Here is a 14,277-nt window from a genome sequence, read left to right as displayed (position 1 = left end):
TTCCAGACGGTTCCGCCCGCCGGACGACCGGATCCGCTGCCGTCGCGCACATCCGGCCCGTTCTGGGGTCACCCGTTCGGGGTCATCCGGGGCGCCGCTCCCCTAGCGTCAGCACCGACGGTTCCCCCACCGTCCTCCCCCTCGAGAACGGTCCCCCATGAGCCTCTCCCTCTCCCGCCCGCCGACCCCGAGCCGCCGCGTCCGCGCCCTCGCCGTCGGAGCCGCGCTCGCCCTCGCCGCCGCGCTGCTCCCGGCGCAGGCCGCCGCCGCCGCCACTCCCGCCACCCTCTCGGTGCTGAGCCTCGGCGACTCCATCACCCAGGCCTACGGGACCTGCGGCTCCTTCGCGGACTGCCCCCGCAACAACTGGTCCACCGGCACCAGCTCCTCGGTGAACTCCTTCGCCTCCCGCTTGCGGACCGCGCTCCCCGGCACCACCGTCACGACCGCGAACTTCGCCACCACCGGCGACGTCGTCGCGCAGGTCCCCTCGCGGATCGACGCCGCGGTCGCCGCCGGCGTGCGGCCGGACGTCGTCACCCTGCTCATCGGCGGCAACGACCTCTGCTCGCCCGACAACCGCGTCGCCTCCGACGGCTACACGATGACCCCGGCGAGCACGTTCCGCACCGGAGCCTCCGCCGCGATCACGAAGATCCGCACCACGTGGCCCTCCGCCCGCATCGTCCTCTCGTCGATGCCGAACGTGGCCTCCGAGTGGTCGGTCGTGAAGACCGGAGTCGGCGCGCTCGTCTGGGCGGGCGGCGACCTCTGCCGGACCACGCGCGGCGTCAGCTCCACCGGCCGCAGGCTCAGCAGCACCGCCGCGGCGGCCTCCGCCGCTGCCGCGAAGACGCGGACGACGCAGTACAACACCGCGCTGCAGACGGCGTGCAGCGCCGCCGGTCAGCTCTGCGACTGGGACGGAGGAGCGCTCACCGCGACCCCCGTCACCAAGGGCCTGATCGGGACCACCGACTACTTCCACCCGAGCGTCGCGGGCCAGGCGAAGATCGCCTCGATCCAGTGGACGGCGTCGACCTTCTCGAAGTAGCGGCCTCCGGAGCGGCCGCTCACGCGTCGAGCGGCCGCTCCCCCTCGCGGCGGCGACGCTGCTCCTCCGCGAGCCGCGCGTAGTGCGCCTCCTCGCGCTCGAGGTCGGCGAGCTGCTCCTCGGTGCTCTTCGGAGCGGGCCGCACCACCACCGTCGGCGGCGCCTGCTTCCGGCGGCGGGGCACTCGGCCGCCCGGCACGAAGGATCCGCCGTCGCCGCGCTTCCAGTCGTGCCCGAGCAGGAACCACAGCGAGACGCCGATGAGCGGGAGGAAGAAGATCAGCAGGATCCACACGATCTTGGGCAGGTTCTTGATGACGTTGTCCGGCTGCCGTACGACGTCGACCAGCGCGAGCACGGTCAGGACGATGATCACCAGCGAGAAGACGAACCCCATGCAGTCGAGGGTACGACGCCGAGGGCTCCCCGTCGCCGCTGTGTCGGCCGACGTCCGTGGCGCCTGCGGTCGAGGAGCGGCTCCGACGCATCCGCCCCGTGCCTCCGCGCTGTTCGGCGCCGATCCCGGGCACACGCCTGCTCCCCACGAACGCGTGCCACCATCGGACGATGACCGAGACGCCGCCCGCCCCCGCCTCGACGCCGGCGAGGAAGCGCCTGACCGCCGCGCGTCTCGCCCTGCTCGCCGGCCTCGTCCTCGCCGTCGCCGGACTCGCGGCCCTCGCGCTCGTGCCGCTGCAGTACGCGAACATCGACCGTCAGGGCTTCGACTACGTGTGCAGCGTCAGCCTGGGTGGCGTCCCGCCCGAGGCAGGCGACCTGGTCCGCGGCTTCTGGTCGTGGTGGCCGCTGGGCGCGGCCTGCGAATGGACGCTGCTCGACGGCACGACGGTGGTCGACCTCCCCGACTGGTCGACGACCGCCGTCGCGATCGTGGGGGCCGTGCTGCTCGTCGTCGGCGCGGCACTCGCGATCGCGTCGCCGCTCCTCCGCAGGCGCGCTCCGGTCCCGTCCGTCTAGCGGTCGAAGAGGTTCCCGAGGTCGCCGAGCCCCGGCAGCTGGAAGTCGGAGCCGAACTCCGACACCTGCTCCCCCAGCCCGGACACGTGCTCACCCGCACCGGAGACGAACTCTCCCGCGCCGCCCGTGATGTCGCCGAAGTCGCCCAGATCGCCGAACCCGCCGGCCAGGTTCTCGAAGTCCACGCCGAGGCCGGACGCCTGCGCGAGCAGCGGACCGGCGACGCTGCTGATCACGGCACCGCCCGCGACCGCCGCGAGCAATCCGCCCGCCGCGCCGAGCCCGATGCCCGCCGCCGCTCCGACGCCAGCACCCGCGAGGGCGCCGCGGGTCCCCGGCTTCGAGAACATCTTCTTGAGGAACCCCGGGTCGTTCGCCTCGCCGCGCGTCGCCGCGCGCGCCAGGTCGTCCGGTGCGGAGGACCGAGGCTGCTCGTTCGCGGGCAGCTCGTCGCGGAGCCGCGCCTCGACCTGGGCGCGCTGCGCCGGCGACAGCTTCGCGAACGCGTCGCGGTGCACCTGCTCGAGCTGCTCCGGGTCGGCGGTGCGGAGGAGGTAGTCGTAGCGCGCGATCGCTGCGCGGTCCTCCTGCGTGACCACCGGCTGCTGCCCGGGCCGGGCGTCCTGGGGTCGCGCGGAGGGTCGCTGCGGCGACCCGTACTGCTGGGGCGGCTGGGCCTGCCCGCTCCGCGAGTCGCCCGTCACCTTGTCGGCGGCGGAGCGCACCATGTCGCGCCAATCGGTCGTCCCGCTCGAGGACGACCCCGAGCCGCTCTTCGAATCGAGCGCCTTCGACGCCATGCCGAGAACGCGCTTGAACATGCTCACAGAGAACCTTCCGTCGAGTACCAGCCTCGATCATGGCGGCGCCGCCTGAGCGAAGGCCCGCGAGACGCCCTCAGAAGGCCGTGAGCGGTCGGGCGGTGGGCGTCGCTCCAAGATGTTCTCTCCGCCCTCGCCTGATCGAGGAGCTCGCGCACGCACCGCGGGCGGAGGACGGCCCGCCACATCCAGCCGAGGAAGGGGTTCTCGAATTCCGACAGCGACCGCCTGCGGACGGCCGCCATGCGACCGGCTATCGCGAGCAGCGCGCTGAATCCCGCGAGTCGGCTTTTCGCGAACGCGTTCCGCTGAACGGAGAGACTCAGGACGAGGACGGCCGCGAACCCGCGAAGGAGCTCCTCGGTCGTGCCTCCCTGCCGCCGAGGAGTCCCCACCCGGGCAGGACCATCGAGGACTCGAACCGTCGGCGCCTCGACCAGCACAGCTCGGAGTGCTGAGCGGGCGGCAGACCGTGGCGTCAGACGGAGCGAAAGCGGCGGTCGTCCGATGGACTGATCCCGATTGCGGATCGTGGTGCCCCTGGAGGGACTCGAACCCCCAACCTGCTCCTTAGGACGGAGTCGCTCTTCCATTGAGCTACAGAGGCTGGCCGAGCCAGTGTACCCGCCGGGCCCCGCCGCCCGCGAAGCGCCGACCGGCCCCCATCACAGCGCCCGCGAAGCGCGCCTCGGCCCTCCCCGCGCCGACCGAGCGGCACCCGCCTCTTGACACAGCCTCGTCGAGGCTCCATGGTTAGTTACAACACCAACTAACCACCCAACCCAGCACCGAAGGAGCCCGCGTGGACGACTCCCGCCCGCTCTTCCTGCAGATCGCCGAGCAGATCGAGAACGACATCATCGACGGCGCACTGCCGGAGGAGTCGCAGGTCCCGTCGACCAACGAGTTCGCCGCGTTCCACCGCATCAACCCGGCCACCGCCGGCAAGGGCGTGAACCTGCTCGTCGACGACGGGGTGCTCTACAAGAAGAGGGGGATCGGCATGTTCGTCGCCGAGGGGGCGCGCGACCGGCTGGTCGAGAAGCGCCGCACGCAGTTCCGCGACCAGTTCGTCGCTCCGCTGCTCGCCGAGGCCGCCAAGCTCGGCCTCAGCACCGAGCAGCTCGCCGACATGATCACAGAAGGGGGATCGCGATGAGCGCGGTCATCGAGGTCCACGACCTCACCAAGAACTACGGACGCATGCGCGCCGTCGACGCCATCGGCTTCGCGCTGGAGGAGAACCGCATCCACGGCCTCCTCGGCCGCAACGGCGCGGGCAAGACGACGCTGATGTCGCTGCTCACCGGCCAGGAGTTCGCCAGCTCGGGCGAGATCCGCGTCTTCGGGCAGTCGCCGGTGGAGAACGCCGCCGTCCTCTCCCGCACCTGCTTCATCAAGGAGAGCCAGAAGTACCCCGACGACTTCAAGGTGAAGCACGTCCTGCGCAGCGCTCCCTGGTTCTTCGACGGCTGGGACGAGGCGTTCGCCCGCGAGCTCGTCGAGGACTTCCGCCTCCCGGTCGACCGCAAGATCAAGAAGCTCTCCCGCGGACAGCTCTCGGCGATCGGAGTGATCGTCGGTCTCGCCTCCCGCGCCCCGCTCACGTTCTTCGACGAGCCGTACCTGGGGCTGGACGCCGTCGCCCGGCAGCTGTTCTACGACCGCCTCCTCCAGGACTTCGCCGAGCACCCGCGCACGGTCGTCCTCTCCACCCACCTCATCGACGAGGTCAGCAGCCTGCTCGAGCACGTCCTCGTCATCGACCAGGGCCGCCTCGTCGTGGACAGCGACGCGGAGGAGCTGCGGGGTGCCGCGGCGACGGTCATCGGACCCCGGCAGGCCGTCGAGTCGTTCACCGCCGGCCGCGAGGTCATCGCCCGCTCCGCTCTCGGCAGCCGCGCCTCGGCCACGCTCCCCCGGCTCGACGACGCCGGCCGCGCCTCCGCCGCCCGCCACGGGCTCGAACTCGAGTCCGTCCCCCTCCAGCAGCTCGTCGTCCAGCTCACCACCGGGAAGGCCTCGGAATGACCGCCCTCACCGGCGCCCCCGCGCGCCACGACACCGCCGCCGGCCGCCTCGGCAGCATCGTCCGCCTGCACTTCGCGAACCCCGCCACCATCCTCTACACGCCGCTGATCATCACGGCCGTCATCCTGTCGGGCAACCTGGTCGTCTGGTGGCTGATCCTCCGCGGGCTCGACTCCGGCGAGCGCCTCGAGGCGCAGGAGGGGATGACCTACTCCGGCGCGTCCTTCTTCCTCTTCGTCTACATGATGGTCGTGGCCGTCCAGTCGGTGAACGTCACCTTCGGCCTCGCCCTCGGCTACGGCGCCACCCGCCGCGACTTCTCCCTCGGCACGGCCCTCACCTTCGTCGCCCTCTCGGTCTTCTACACCGGCGTCTTCGTGGTCCTGGGGATCGTGGAGCGGGCGACCGACGGCTGGGGCTTCGGCGGCAGCTTCTTCCGCTCGATCTACTTCGGCGGGGACTCCGTGGGCGAGCAGGCCGTCGCGGTGCTCTGCGCCCTGCTCTTCTTCTTCTTCATCGGAGCGGCGACGGCGGCGGTCTACGTGCGCTGGCGCCAGCGCGGGATGCTGCTCTTCTTCGGGATCCTCGGCGCCCTCCTGCTGGCCGTGATCACCCTCCTCACGCTCACCGAGAACTGGCCCGCCGTCGGCTCCTTCTTCGGCAGCGTCGGATACGCGGGCGGCTACTCCCTCTCGCTCATCCCGACCGCGATCGCCGGAGTCGCGGGCTGGGCGATCCTCCGCCGCGCCACCCCGCGCAGCAGCTGACACCACCGCCCCCGATCCGGAAGGACCGACCATGACCGCCGCCGCCCGCCGCTTTGCCTCCCCGCGGAGGATCCTCTCCGTTCTGAGGCTCCACCTCGCCCACCCCGGGACGGTCCTCGGCTGGCCGCTGCTCGTCCTGCTCGCCGTCCTCGCCGGCAACCTCGTGATCTGGTGGCTCGTCCTCCGCGGGATCGGGGCCGAGCGGGGCGGCGGCGACTCGGGCATCCTCCTCGTGGGGCCGGGGATGCTGATCGTCGTCTTCCTCTTCATCGGCTCCATCCAGGCCACGACAGCCACCTTCGGGCTGGCGCTGAGCTACGGAGCGACCCGACGCGACCACGTCCTCGGCAGCGCCCTCGCCTTCGCGGCACTGTCCGTGCTCTGGTCGGCGATCGTCGTGGTCCTCGGGGCGATCGAGGAGGCCACCGGGGGCTGGTGGCTGGGCGGCGCTCTCTTCCTCGCCTCCCCCCTCGACGGTCCGTGGCACGAGCGCTTCGTCGTCCTGCTCTGCTCGCTCCTCGCCGCCTTCGCCCTCGGGGGAGCAGCGGGAGCGGTCTTCCTCCGCTGGCGGGAGCGCGGAGTGACGGCCTTCCTCCTCGCCCTCGGAGCGGTGGCACTCGCGGTGGTCGTCGTCGTCGCTCTCGCCGGGGGCCGGCCGGTCGTGGCGGACGTCCTCGAGAGCGCGGGCACCGCCGGAGCCGCCGCTCTGCTCCTCGTCCCCGCCGCGCTCCTGACGGCGGTCGGGTCGCTGGTCCTCCGCCGGGCGACGCCGCGCGCCTGACCCCCTCCGGAGCCGGGCCTGCAAGGCCCTTCCGCCCCGGGCGTCCGGATGCCAGCGTGGGCACATGGCCGACTCCCCCGCTCCGTCCCTCCTGCCCGTCCCCGAGCACAGCTGGATCGCCCGACCCGCCGACGCCGAGCTGACCCAGGACACTCTCGACACCGTCGACGCCTGGTGGCGCGCCGCGAACTACCTCGCGGTCGGGCAGATCTACCTGCTCGCGAACCCGCTCCTGAAGACCCCGCTGAGCCGCGAGGACATCAAGCCCCGCCTGCTCGGCCACTGGGGCACCACCCCCGGCCTCAACCTGATCTACGCGCACCTGAACCGCGCGATCCGCGAGCGCCGCCAGCCGACCCTCTACATCACCGGCCCCGGCCACGGCGGACCGGGCATGGTCGCCAACGCCTACCTCGACGGCACCTACAGCGAGATCTACTCGCACATCGACGAGTCGGAGGAGGGGCTGCGCCGCCTCTTCCGCCAGTTCAGCTTCCCCGGGGGCATCCCCAGCCACGCCGCCCCCGAGACCCCGGGCAGCATCCACGAGGGCGGAGAGCTCGGGTACGCGCTGAGCCACGCGTACGGAGCGGCCTTCGACAACCCGGACCTCCTGGTCGCGGCGGTCGTCGGCGACGGCGAGGCCGAGACCGGCCCGCTCGCCACCAGCTGGCACTCCAACAAGTTCGTGAACCCGCTCACCGACGGCGTCGTCCTGCCGATCCTGCACCTCAACGGCTGGAAGATCGCGAACCCGACCGTCCTCGCCCGCATCCCGCAGGAGGAGCTCGACAGCCTCCTCCGCGGGTACGGCCACGAGCCGTTCCTCGTCGAGGGCGGCTTCGACGGCGAGGACCCGATGCGCGTGCACGAGCGGTTCGCCGACGTCCTGGACACGGTGCTCGACCGCATCGCGGCGATCAAGGAGCGCGCCGCAGCCGGCGACCTCTCACGCCCGGCCTGGCCGATGATCGTGCTGAAGACCCCGAAGGGCTGGACCTGCCCGACCGAGATCGACGGCGTCCAGGTGGAGGGCACCTACCGCTCGCACCAGGTCCCGCTGCCCAACGCCCGCGACACCGAGGCGCACACTCGGCTCCTCGAGGACTGGCTCCGCTCCTACCGGCCCGAGGAGCTCTTCACCGAGGAGGGCGGCGTGGTCGACCGAGTCCGCTCGCTGGCCCCCGAGGGCGAGCTGCGGATGAGCGCGACCCCGCACGCGAACGGCGGGCTGCTGCGGCAGACCCTCGACCTGCCCGACTTCCGCCGCTACGAGGTCGTCGTCGAGCAGCCGGGTGGCACCGTCGCGGAGGCGACGAAGGTGCTCGGCGAATGGCTCGCCGACGTCATCCGCGCCAACCCGACCAACTTCCGCCTCTTCGGGCCGGACGAGGTCGCGAGCAACCGGCTGCAGTCCGTCTACGCCGCCACCGACAAGCAGTGGGACGCCGAGCTCAGCCCCCTCGACGACCACCTGGCCCGCGCCGGGCGGGTCATGGAGGTGCTCTCGGAGCACCAGTGCCAGGGCTGGCTGGAGGGCTACCTGCTCACCGGCCGCCACGGGCTCTTCACCTGCTACGAGGCGTTCATCCACATCATCGACTCGATGTTCAACCAGCACGCGAAGTGGCTGGACGGCACCCGCGACATCGAGTGGCGCCGCCCGATCGCGAGCCTCAACTACCTGCTCTCGAGCCACGTCTGGCGCCAGGACCACAACGGCTTCAGCCACCAGGACCCGGGCTTCATCGACCACGTCGTCAACAAGAAGCCCGAGGTCGTGCGCGTCTACCTGCCCTTCGACGCGAACACGCTCCTCTCGACCTACGACCACTGCCTCCGCAGCGTCGACTACGTCAACGTGGTCGTCGCCGGAAAGCAGCCCTCGCCCCAGTGGCTCACGATGGCGGAGGCGGTCGCCCACTGCACGCGCGGACTCGGCATCCTGGAGTGGGCGAGCAGCGAGCGGCAGGGCGAGTCCCCGGACGTCGTGCTCGCCTGCGCGGGCGACGTGCCGACCCTCGAGACCCTCGCGGCGGTGAGCATCCTCCGCGAGACGCTGCCGGACCTCGCGATCCGCACGGTCAACGTGGTCGATCTGATGCGCCTGATGTCGGAGTCGGAGCACCCGCACGGCCTCTCCGACCGCGAGTTCGATGCGGTCTTCACCCCCGACCGCCCGATCGTGTTCGCCTACCACGGCTATCCGTGGCTCATCCACCGCCTGACCTACAAGCGGACCGGCCACGGCAACCTGCACGTGCGCGGGTACAAGGAGAACGGCACCACCACCACTCCGTTCGACATGGTGATGCTCAACGACCTCGACCGCTACTCGCTGGTGATCGACGTCATCGACCGGACCCCCGGCCTCGGCGCCCGCGCCGCCGGTCTCCGCCAGGAGATGCAGGACGCCCGCATCCGCGCCCGCGCCTACACCCGCGAGCACGGCGAGGACATCCCCGAGGTCGCGAACTGGACCTGGGCCGGCGAGCGCTCCGGCAACGCCAGCCAGAGCACCGGCAACGACAACGAATAGCGCCGGGTCGCGCACCACGCCCTCCACTGACGGGTCGCGGTCGTGTCGCTGGCAAGGCGGAGGAGGAAGCGATACCGGCGGTATCGCGCCCGACGACAACGCCGCCAGCGGCGCGACCGCGGCCCGTCAGGCGGCGGGAGCCAGGTAGTCGTCCCAGTCGGGCTGCGTCCGCTCCGCGCCGCGCACGAGCCAGGAGCCGGCGCGCGGCATCCGGGGGACGGTGCGCAGACGCCATCCCATCTCGTGCGGGGTGCGGTCGCTCTTGACGTTGTTGCAGCGCTGGCAGCAGGCGACGAGGTTCTCCCACGTGTCCCGGCCCCCGCGCGACTTGGGCTGGATGTGGTCGATCGTCGCCGCGTGCTGACCGCAGTAGCCGCAGCGGTGGTTGTCCCGGCGGAGCACGCCCCGGCGCGACACCGGCACGCTCCGGCCGCTCGGGATGCGCACGTAGCGGGTCAGCACGATCACCGAGGGCCGCACGTGGTCGCCGTGCGCGCTGTGCACCGGATTGCCCTCGTCCGCGGCGATCACGGTCGCCTTCTCCGTCATCAGCAGGACCAGGGCCCGCTTGAACGACACCACCGCGAGCGGCTCGTAGCCGGCGTTGAGAACCAGAGTGCGCATCAGTGACCTCCGTGCTGTCGCACGCCGTCGCGCGGAGGCGCCGTGACCACGAGCAAGGGCGCCGTCGTGATGACGGCGCCCTGCGAGGCCGCGGCGGGGTGCCGCGCGATGACGTGGAGTCGTATCCGCGTGTCGGAGGAGTGCACCGCCGCGGTGAGGACCCGCGCGCGTATCGAATCGGCCGGCCGCACGCGCGAGCGCAGCCCCACGCTGTGGCGCCCGCTCCGCTCGGCCATCCCGGCACTCCGTCCCTCGACGAATCGATCCGCTCGCCACGCGAGCGGACTGGGGTTCAGGTTAACCCTTCACGCCCGGAACACCAGGGGTCGGTCCGGATTCGTCACGCGGCGTTCACACGGCGGGACGACGAGAGCCCGCCCCCTCCAGGAGGGGACGGGCTCTCGAGCGGATCGACCGGGTCAGCCGTTGATGCGCACGATCCGGTAGTCGGAGGTCCACAGCGGCTGCACGCGGACGCTCGCGCCCTCGTACGGCGCGTGCAGGATGTTGCCGTTGCCCGCGTAGAAGCCGTCGTGGCCGTCCATGATGACGAGGTCGCCGGGCTGCGCGTCGGCGAGCGAGACGGGGGTGCCCATGGCGCCCTGGCCCGCGGCCGAGTGGGGCATCGAGATGCCGTACTGGGCGAAGACGTACATCACGAAGCCGGAGCAGTCGAAGCCGCTCGGGTCGGCTCCGCCGAAGACGTAGGGCACGCCCTGGTACTGCATCGCCGTGTCGAACACCGCCGAGAGGCTGTAGCTGGTGGTCGGGGCGGCGGCCGCGATCTCGCTGGCCGAGGCGCCGGAGTAGGAGTTGAACTCCTCGGCGGTCTCGGCGCGCGCCTCGGCGACGTCGCTCGTGTCGACGACGGGCTCGGCCACCACGACGGGCTCGGGCTCCGGTGCGGGCGGCGGGGGCGCCGCCTCGGCCGAGAAGCCGTCGCGGGCGATCGCGGCCTGCACCACTCCGCCGTCGACGGCGACGGTCTGCGCGGAGCCCTGGCGGAGGAGGTCGGCTCGCGACGCCGCGAACAGGCCGTCGTCCTGGCTGCCCGGAGTGAAGGCGTAGGCGGGGAGCGCCATCGTCGCGACCAGCGCGCCGGCGAAGCCGACCATCGCGACCTTGCCGACGACACGGCCCCGGCGCTTGCGCGGGGTCCCGGCCGGCGACGGCACGAAGTCGGTGATGTCCGCGCGGCGGGCAGGAGCTGCGGGAACGGCGCGACGGGAGACGGGTGCGTCCCCGTGGATCCGGGCGCGGATGACCGGGGGCCGGTTCTCGAAGGTCGCGTCGCCGGAGCGGTCGGGGTGGTTGGAGCGGAACCGGTCGGGTGAGCCGGCGTCCTCGTTCGGGGTGAGGGGGTTCTGGGGCAAGGGGGAGATCCTCCGACGTCCCCTCAGCCCAGGCAGCTGTCCCGTCTCATGCACGAAGCATCGGTGTGCACAGGATCCGAGACGGGTGTGGGGGCGTCGGATCCCGCGCCCTGGGACCGAGGCTCGGCCGCAGGGCTCCACAGAGCGTAAGCGACCGTTACCGATTTGTCACCTTCTCGGCGGGAAGAGACCGCTCTCCCGATCGCCTCCGGTCACCGGATGCGGTAGGGGCCCGTACGGGCCGCTCCCAGGGAGACGCGGGTCAGACGACGAGGAAGATGTGCGCCGCGACCTCGTTCGGCAGCTCGATGCCCGCCTCGGCGCCGTCTATGCGAGCGAGCACGTAGCCGTTGAGGGCCGAGAACTCGCCCTCGGCACCGGGGACGACCCCGGCCTGCTTGAGCTGGAGGAGGAGCTCCGGATCGACCTGCGCCGGCTCGCCGAGGCGCCGGACGACGCCGCGGCGGGGCTCGCTCGACCCTGCGACGAAGCGCGGCAGGCTGATGACGCCGTCGGCGAAGCGGGAGGCGGGGGTGTCGCCGAGCTCGTCCAGGCCCGGGATCGGGTTGCCGTAGGGCGACTCGGTCGGGTGGTCGAGCATCTCGAGGAGGCGGCGCTCGACCTGCTCGCTCATCACGTGCTCCCAGCGGCAGGCCTCCTCGTGCACGAACTCCCAGTCGAGCTTGATGACGTCGTGGAGGAGCCGCTCGGCGAGGCGGTGCTTGCGCATGACGTGGATCGCCTTGCGGCGGCCGTCGGAGGTGAGCTCGAGGTGGCGGTCGCCCGAGACCACGACGAGGCCGTCGCGCTCCATGCGACCGACGGTCTGCGACACGGTCGGCCCGGAGTGGCTGAGCCGCTCCGAGATGCGCGCGCGCAGCGGGATGATGTTCTCCTCCTCGAGCTCGAGGATGGTGCGCAGGTACATCTCGGTGGTGTCGATCAGATCCGTCATCTCAGCCTTCCCGTCTCGGCGCGCTCCACCCTAGTGGTCGCCACGACGCAGCATCGGCGCTGCGGCGCGACGCAGGCCTCCGTCGCTCGGAGGAGGGGTGCGGGCCGGGAACCCTAGTATTAACGCATGCCGGACCTCACCATTCCTCGCGAGCTGCTCCCCCACGACGGACGGTTCGGCTGCGGCCCGTCCAAGGTGCGGCACGACCAGCTCGCCCACCTCGCGACGCAGGGCGCGCACCTCCTCGGGACCTCGCACCGCCAGGCGCCCGTCAAGGACCTCGTCGGGCGCGTGCGCGAGCACCTCGCCACGCTGTTCCGCATCCCCGACGGCTACGAGGTCCTGCTGGGCAACGGCGGCTCGACCGCCTTCTGGGACGCCGCCGCCTTCTCCCTCATCGAGCGCCGCGCCGAGAACCTCACGTTCGGCGAGTTCGGCCAGAAGTTCGCGGCCGCCGCCTCCGCGCCGTTCCTCGAGCCGGCCCACGTCGTCTCCGCCCCCGCGGGGTCCCGGAGCGAGGTCGAGATCGTCGAGGGGATCGACGTGTACGCGTGGCCCCACAACGAGACGAGCACCGGAGTGATGGCCCCGGTCCGCCGGGTCCGCGGCGACGAGGGCGCGCTCACCGTCATCGACGCCACCAGCGCGGCGGGCGGCATCGACGTCGACATCGCCGAGGCCGACGTCTACTACTTCGCCCCGCAGAAGAACTTCGCCTCCGACGGCGGACTCTGGTTCGGCCTCTTCTCCCCCGCCGCGATCGAGCGGATCGAGCGCATCGCGGCGAGCGGCCGCTACATCCCCGAGTTCCTCAGCCTCAAGAACGCCGTCGACAACTCGCGCCTGAACCAGACGCTGAACACTCCGGCGCTCTCGACCCTCCTGCTGATGGAGTCGCAGCTCGAGTGGATGAACGCCTCGGGCGGCCTGGCCTGGGCGTCGGCGCGCACGGCCGAGTCCTCCTCCGCGATCTACGACTGGGCCGAGGCCTCGAGCCTCGCCACCCCGTTCGTCGAGGTGCCCGAGCACCGCTCCCAGGTCGTCGCGACCGTCGACTTCGACGCCTCCGTCGATGCCGCTCTCGTCGCGAAGATCCTCCGCGCGAACGGGATCGTCGACACGGAGCCGTACCGCAAGCTCGGCCGCAACCAGCTGCGCGTGGCGACGTTCGTCGCGATCGAGCCGGACGACGTCCGCTCGCTGCTCGGCTGCATCGACCACGTCCTCGAGCGCCTGGCGGTCTGAGGCACGCCATGCGGCTGTGGCTGCGCGAGGAGGAGCGGCGGCCCGCGCCGCCGCCCTACGCGAGCGACGACGCGACGGCTCTGCTGGTCGGGTGCGTCGTCTGGGCGGTCGCGCTCGTGGCCGTGCTCGTGGCGACGGCCGTCGGAGCCGTCATCGAGCCGGTCGTCCTGTCGACCGTCGTGATCGGACTGGTCCTCGGCACGATCGGGCTGTTCTACAGCCGCAACCGCCGCTAGACCGCGTCGGTCTCCATCCGGAGTCCGGTGCCGTCGGCCTCGGGCTCGAGACGGACGCGCAGGCCGGTGAACTCGCCGAGGCGCTCGACGTGGGTGCCGCCGCACGCGATCGCGGCGTCCCCCGCGGGGAGGGTGCAGCGCCAGGTCCGCCGCGTGCTGAGGAGGTCGTCGTCGCGCTCGATGCGCACCTCCGCGTCCGAGGCGATCCACTCGGCGAGGAGGGCGTTCACCCGCTCCTGCACCTCGAGGATCTCCGCCAGCAGGCGGGCGGTGTCCATCCCGCTGCGTCGGAGGGACTTGCCGAGGCGGTAGACGTCGGTGGAGCCGGACTCGCGGATCCGCGAGGTCTGGATCGCCGCCTGGTCGAAGTCCGGGTTCCCGAGAGCGTCGGTGCGCGCCGGCTTCGACCAGAACGAGGCCAGAGCGGCGTTCAGGGCGAGGGAGGCGAGGTGGCAGGCGGTGTGCCCACGGGAGAGCTCGTGCCGGTGCTCCGCGTCGACCTCGACGTCGACCTCGTCGTCCACGTGGAGTGAGGAGGCGTCGTCGACGATGTGGACGACGACGAAGCTCCACTCCGGAGTGCCGAGCCGCGCCGGGAGCCGCTCGCCGACGTGCAGCTCGCCGCCCTGCCACGCCCCGATGCGGCAGTCGATGAGGGGATGCCGCTCCCCCGCCACGACCAGCGCGCCGCGGTCGGGCCCCTGGTCGGGCCAGGTCGGGTCGACGGGGTGAGCGGAGGTCGCATCGAGGACGACCGCCCAGCGGCCGTCCTCCAGCCGGCCCACGTGCTGCACGCGCCCGGAGGAGCGCATGGCGCCGTCGGGATAAGCGACGCGGGTGTCGGAGTCGATGCTCATCGGGCGGCGCCGGACC

Annotated in this window: 15 protein-coding genes and 1 tRNA gene; 9 read left to right on the top strand and 7 right to left on the bottom strand. The window is 72.0% G+C overall.

Going from position 1 to position 14,277, the window contains the following annotated elements; translation table 11 throughout:
* The first annotated feature begins 157 nt into the window (after positions 1-157).
* The gene (locus C5B92_RS02145; protein ID WP_104255425.1) at positions 158-1,054 is read left to right on the top strand and encodes a GDSL-type esterase/lipase family protein; all 897 of its coding nucleotides are present in this window, start codon (positions 158-160) and stop codon (positions 1,052-1,054) included.
* A 19-nt stretch (positions 1,055-1,073) separates the two neighbouring features.
* Here C5B92_RS02145 and C5B92_RS02140 read toward each other — a convergent pair whose 3' ends face one another.
* Positions 1,074-1,451, bottom strand: a complete 378-nt coding sequence (locus C5B92_RS02140; RefSeq protein ID WP_104255426.1) for a PLD nuclease N-terminal domain-containing protein — start codon at positions 1,449-1,451, stop codon at positions 1,074-1,076.
* A gap of 170 nt (positions 1,452-1,621) precedes the next feature.
* Between C5B92_RS02140 and C5B92_RS02135 the strand changes: the two genes are divergently transcribed.
* The gene (locus tag C5B92_RS02135; protein ID WP_104255427.1) at positions 1,622-2,032 is read left to right on the top strand and encodes a hypothetical protein; all 411 of its coding nucleotides are present in this window, start codon (positions 1,622-1,624) and stop codon (positions 2,030-2,032) included.
* Here C5B92_RS02135 and C5B92_RS02130 read toward each other — a convergent pair.
* Together C5B92_RS02130 and C5B92_RS02120 are read right to left on the bottom strand one after the other, a co-directional pair.
* A complete protein-coding gene (locus C5B92_RS02130; protein WP_258061223.1) occupies positions 2,029-2,853 on the bottom strand; it encodes a hypothetical protein in 825 nt (274 codons plus the stop codon). The two genes, C5B92_RS02135 and C5B92_RS02130, sit on opposite strands and share 4 nt — an antisense overlap.
* A gap of 532 nt (positions 2,854-3,385) precedes the next feature.
* Positions 3,386-3,460 (bottom strand) — tRNA-Arg (locus C5B92_RS02120).
* A 195-nt stretch (positions 3,461-3,655) separates the two neighbouring features.
* On the opposite strand from C5B92_RS02120, the gene C5B92_RS02115 reads away from it, so the two are divergent.
* The 5 genes from C5B92_RS02115 to C5B92_RS02095 all read left to right on the top strand — a co-directional run bounded on the left by C5B92_RS02115 (position 3,656) and on the right by C5B92_RS02095 (position 8,971).
* Positions 3,656-4,012 (top strand): GntR family transcriptional regulator, encoded by a 357-nt coding sequence (locus C5B92_RS02115; RefSeq protein ID WP_104224613.1) that lies wholly within the window; start codon positions 3,656-3,658, stop codon positions 4,010-4,012.
* The gene (locus C5B92_RS02110; RefSeq protein ID WP_104255430.1) at positions 4,009-4,884 is read left to right on the top strand and encodes an ABC transporter ATP-binding protein; all 876 of its coding nucleotides are present in this window, start codon (positions 4,009-4,011) and stop codon (positions 4,882-4,884) included. The genes C5B92_RS02115 and C5B92_RS02110 overlap by 4 nt, the downstream gene beginning before the upstream one ends.
* Positions 4,881-5,651, top strand: coding sequence for an ABC transporter permease (locus tag C5B92_RS02105; protein WP_104255431.1), 771 nt, complete (start codon positions 4,881-4,883; stop codon positions 5,649-5,651). Before C5B92_RS02110 ends, C5B92_RS02105 begins: the two co-directional genes overlap by 4 nt.
* Positions 5,652-5,682: 31 nt before the next feature.
* Entirely contained in the window at positions 5,683-6,432 is a 750-nt protein-coding gene (locus C5B92_RS02100) for a hypothetical protein (RefSeq protein ID WP_104255432.1), read from the top strand.
* A 64-nt stretch (positions 6,433-6,496) separates the two neighbouring features.
* Positions 6,497-8,971 (top strand): phosphoketolase, encoded by a 2,475-nt coding sequence (locus C5B92_RS02095; protein WP_104255433.1) that lies wholly within the window; start codon positions 6,497-6,499, stop codon positions 8,969-8,971.
* A gap of 126 nt (positions 8,972-9,097) precedes the next feature.
* On the opposite strand, the gene C5B92_RS02090 is transcribed toward C5B92_RS02095, so the two are convergent.
* The 3 genes from C5B92_RS02090 to C5B92_RS02075 all read right to left on the bottom strand — a co-directional run bounded on the left by C5B92_RS02090 (position 9,098) and on the right by C5B92_RS02075 (position 11,923).
* A complete protein-coding gene (locus C5B92_RS02090; protein ID WP_104224608.1) occupies positions 9,098-9,595 on the bottom strand; it encodes an HNH endonuclease in 498 nt (165 codons plus the stop codon).
* Between the two features lie 419 nt (positions 9,596-10,014).
* Complete coding sequence (locus C5B92_RS02080) at positions 10,015-10,968, bottom strand: C40 family peptidase (RefSeq protein WP_258060437.1); 954 nt, start codon at positions 10,966-10,968, stop codon at positions 10,015-10,017.
* Positions 10,969-11,230: 262 nt separating this feature from the next.
* The gene (locus C5B92_RS02075) at positions 11,231-11,923 is read right to left on the bottom strand and encodes a metal-dependent transcriptional regulator (RefSeq protein WP_104224606.1); all 693 of its coding nucleotides are present in this window, start codon (positions 11,921-11,923) and stop codon (positions 11,231-11,233) included.
* 126 nt (positions 11,924-12,049) lie between these two features.
* Here C5B92_RS02075 and serC point away from each other — a divergent pair, with 126 nt between their 5' ends.
* The gene (gene serC / locus C5B92_RS02070; RefSeq protein WP_104224605.1) at positions 12,050-13,168 is read left to right on the top strand and encodes a phosphoserine transaminase; all 1,119 of its coding nucleotides are present in this window, start codon (positions 12,050-12,052) and stop codon (positions 13,166-13,168) included.
* An 8-nt stretch (positions 13,169-13,176) separates the two neighbouring features.
* The gene (locus C5B92_RS02065; protein ID WP_104224604.1) at positions 13,177-13,404 is read left to right on the top strand and encodes a DUF2530 domain-containing protein; all 228 of its coding nucleotides are present in this window, start codon (positions 13,177-13,179) and stop codon (positions 13,402-13,404) included.
* Here the strand turns inward: C5B92_RS02065 and C5B92_RS02060 are convergent.
* Positions 13,401-14,261 (bottom strand): metal-dependent hydrolase, encoded by an 861-nt coding sequence (locus C5B92_RS02060; RefSeq protein ID WP_104274206.1) that lies wholly within the window; start codon positions 14,259-14,261, stop codon positions 13,401-13,403. The two genes, C5B92_RS02065 and C5B92_RS02060, sit on opposite strands and share 4 nt — an antisense overlap.
* Between the last annotated feature and the right edge of the window lie 16 nt (positions 14,262-14,277).

The organism is Rathayibacter sp. AY1A4, from assembly GCF_002930955.1.
Taxonomy (GTDB): Bacteria; Actinomycetota; Actinomycetes; order Actinomycetales; family Microbacteriaceae; genus Rathayibacter.
Note: the sequence above shows the minus strand (reverse complement) of the source record. Positions and strands in the feature narration are given on the sequence as shown.

What these genes read in the sequence shown, in the direction of transcription:
- C5B92_RS02065 (WP_104224604.1), top strand. Translation starts at nt 13,177, where the DNA reads ATGCGGCTGTGGCTGCGCGAGGAGGAGCGGCGGCCCGCGCCGCCGCCC.
- C5B92_RS02075 (WP_104224606.1), bottom strand. Translation starts at nt 11,923, where the DNA reads ATGACGGATCTGATCGACACCACCGAGATGTACCTGCGCACCATCCTC.
- C5B92_RS02135 (WP_104255427.1), top strand. Translation starts at nt 1,622, where the DNA reads ATGACCGAGACGCCGCCCGCCCCCGCCTCGACGCCGGCGAGGAAGCGC.
- C5B92_RS02130 (WP_258061223.1), bottom strand. Translation starts at nt 2,853, where the DNA reads ATGTTCAAGCGCGTTCTCGGCATGGCGTCGAAGGCGCTCGATTCGAAG.
- C5B92_RS02095 (WP_104255433.1), top strand. Translation starts at nt 6,497, where the DNA reads ATGGCCGACTCCCCCGCTCCGTCCCTCCTGCCCGTCCCCGAGCACAGC.
- C5B92_RS02060 (WP_104274206.1), bottom strand. Translation starts at nt 14,261, where the DNA reads ATGAGCATCGACTCCGACACCCGCGTCGCTTATCCCGACGGCGCCATG.
- C5B92_RS02105 (WP_104255431.1), top strand. Translation starts at nt 4,881, where the DNA reads ATGACCGCCCTCACCGGCGCCCCCGCGCGCCACGACACCGCCGCCGGC.
- serC (WP_104224605.1), top strand. Translation starts at nt 12,050, where the DNA reads ATGCCGGACCTCACCATTCCTCGCGAGCTGCTCCCCCACGACGGACGG.
- C5B92_RS02090 (WP_104224608.1), bottom strand. Translation starts at nt 9,595, where the DNA reads ATGCGCACTCTGGTTCTCAACGCCGGCTACGAGCCGCTCGCGGTGGTG.
- C5B92_RS02100 (WP_104255432.1), top strand. Translation starts at nt 5,683, where the DNA reads ATGACCGCCGCCGCCCGCCGCTTTGCCTCCCCGCGGAGGATCCTCTCC.
- C5B92_RS02140 (WP_104255426.1), bottom strand. Translation starts at nt 1,451, where the DNA reads ATGGGGTTCGTCTTCTCGCTGGTGATCATCGTCCTGACCGTGCTCGCG.
- C5B92_RS02110 (WP_104255430.1), top strand. Translation starts at nt 4,009, where the DNA reads ATGAGCGCGGTCATCGAGGTCCACGACCTCACCAAGAACTACGGACGC.
- C5B92_RS02145 (WP_104255425.1), top strand. Translation starts at nt 158, where the DNA reads ATGAGCCTCTCCCTCTCCCGCCCGCCGACCCCGAGCCGCCGCGTCCGC.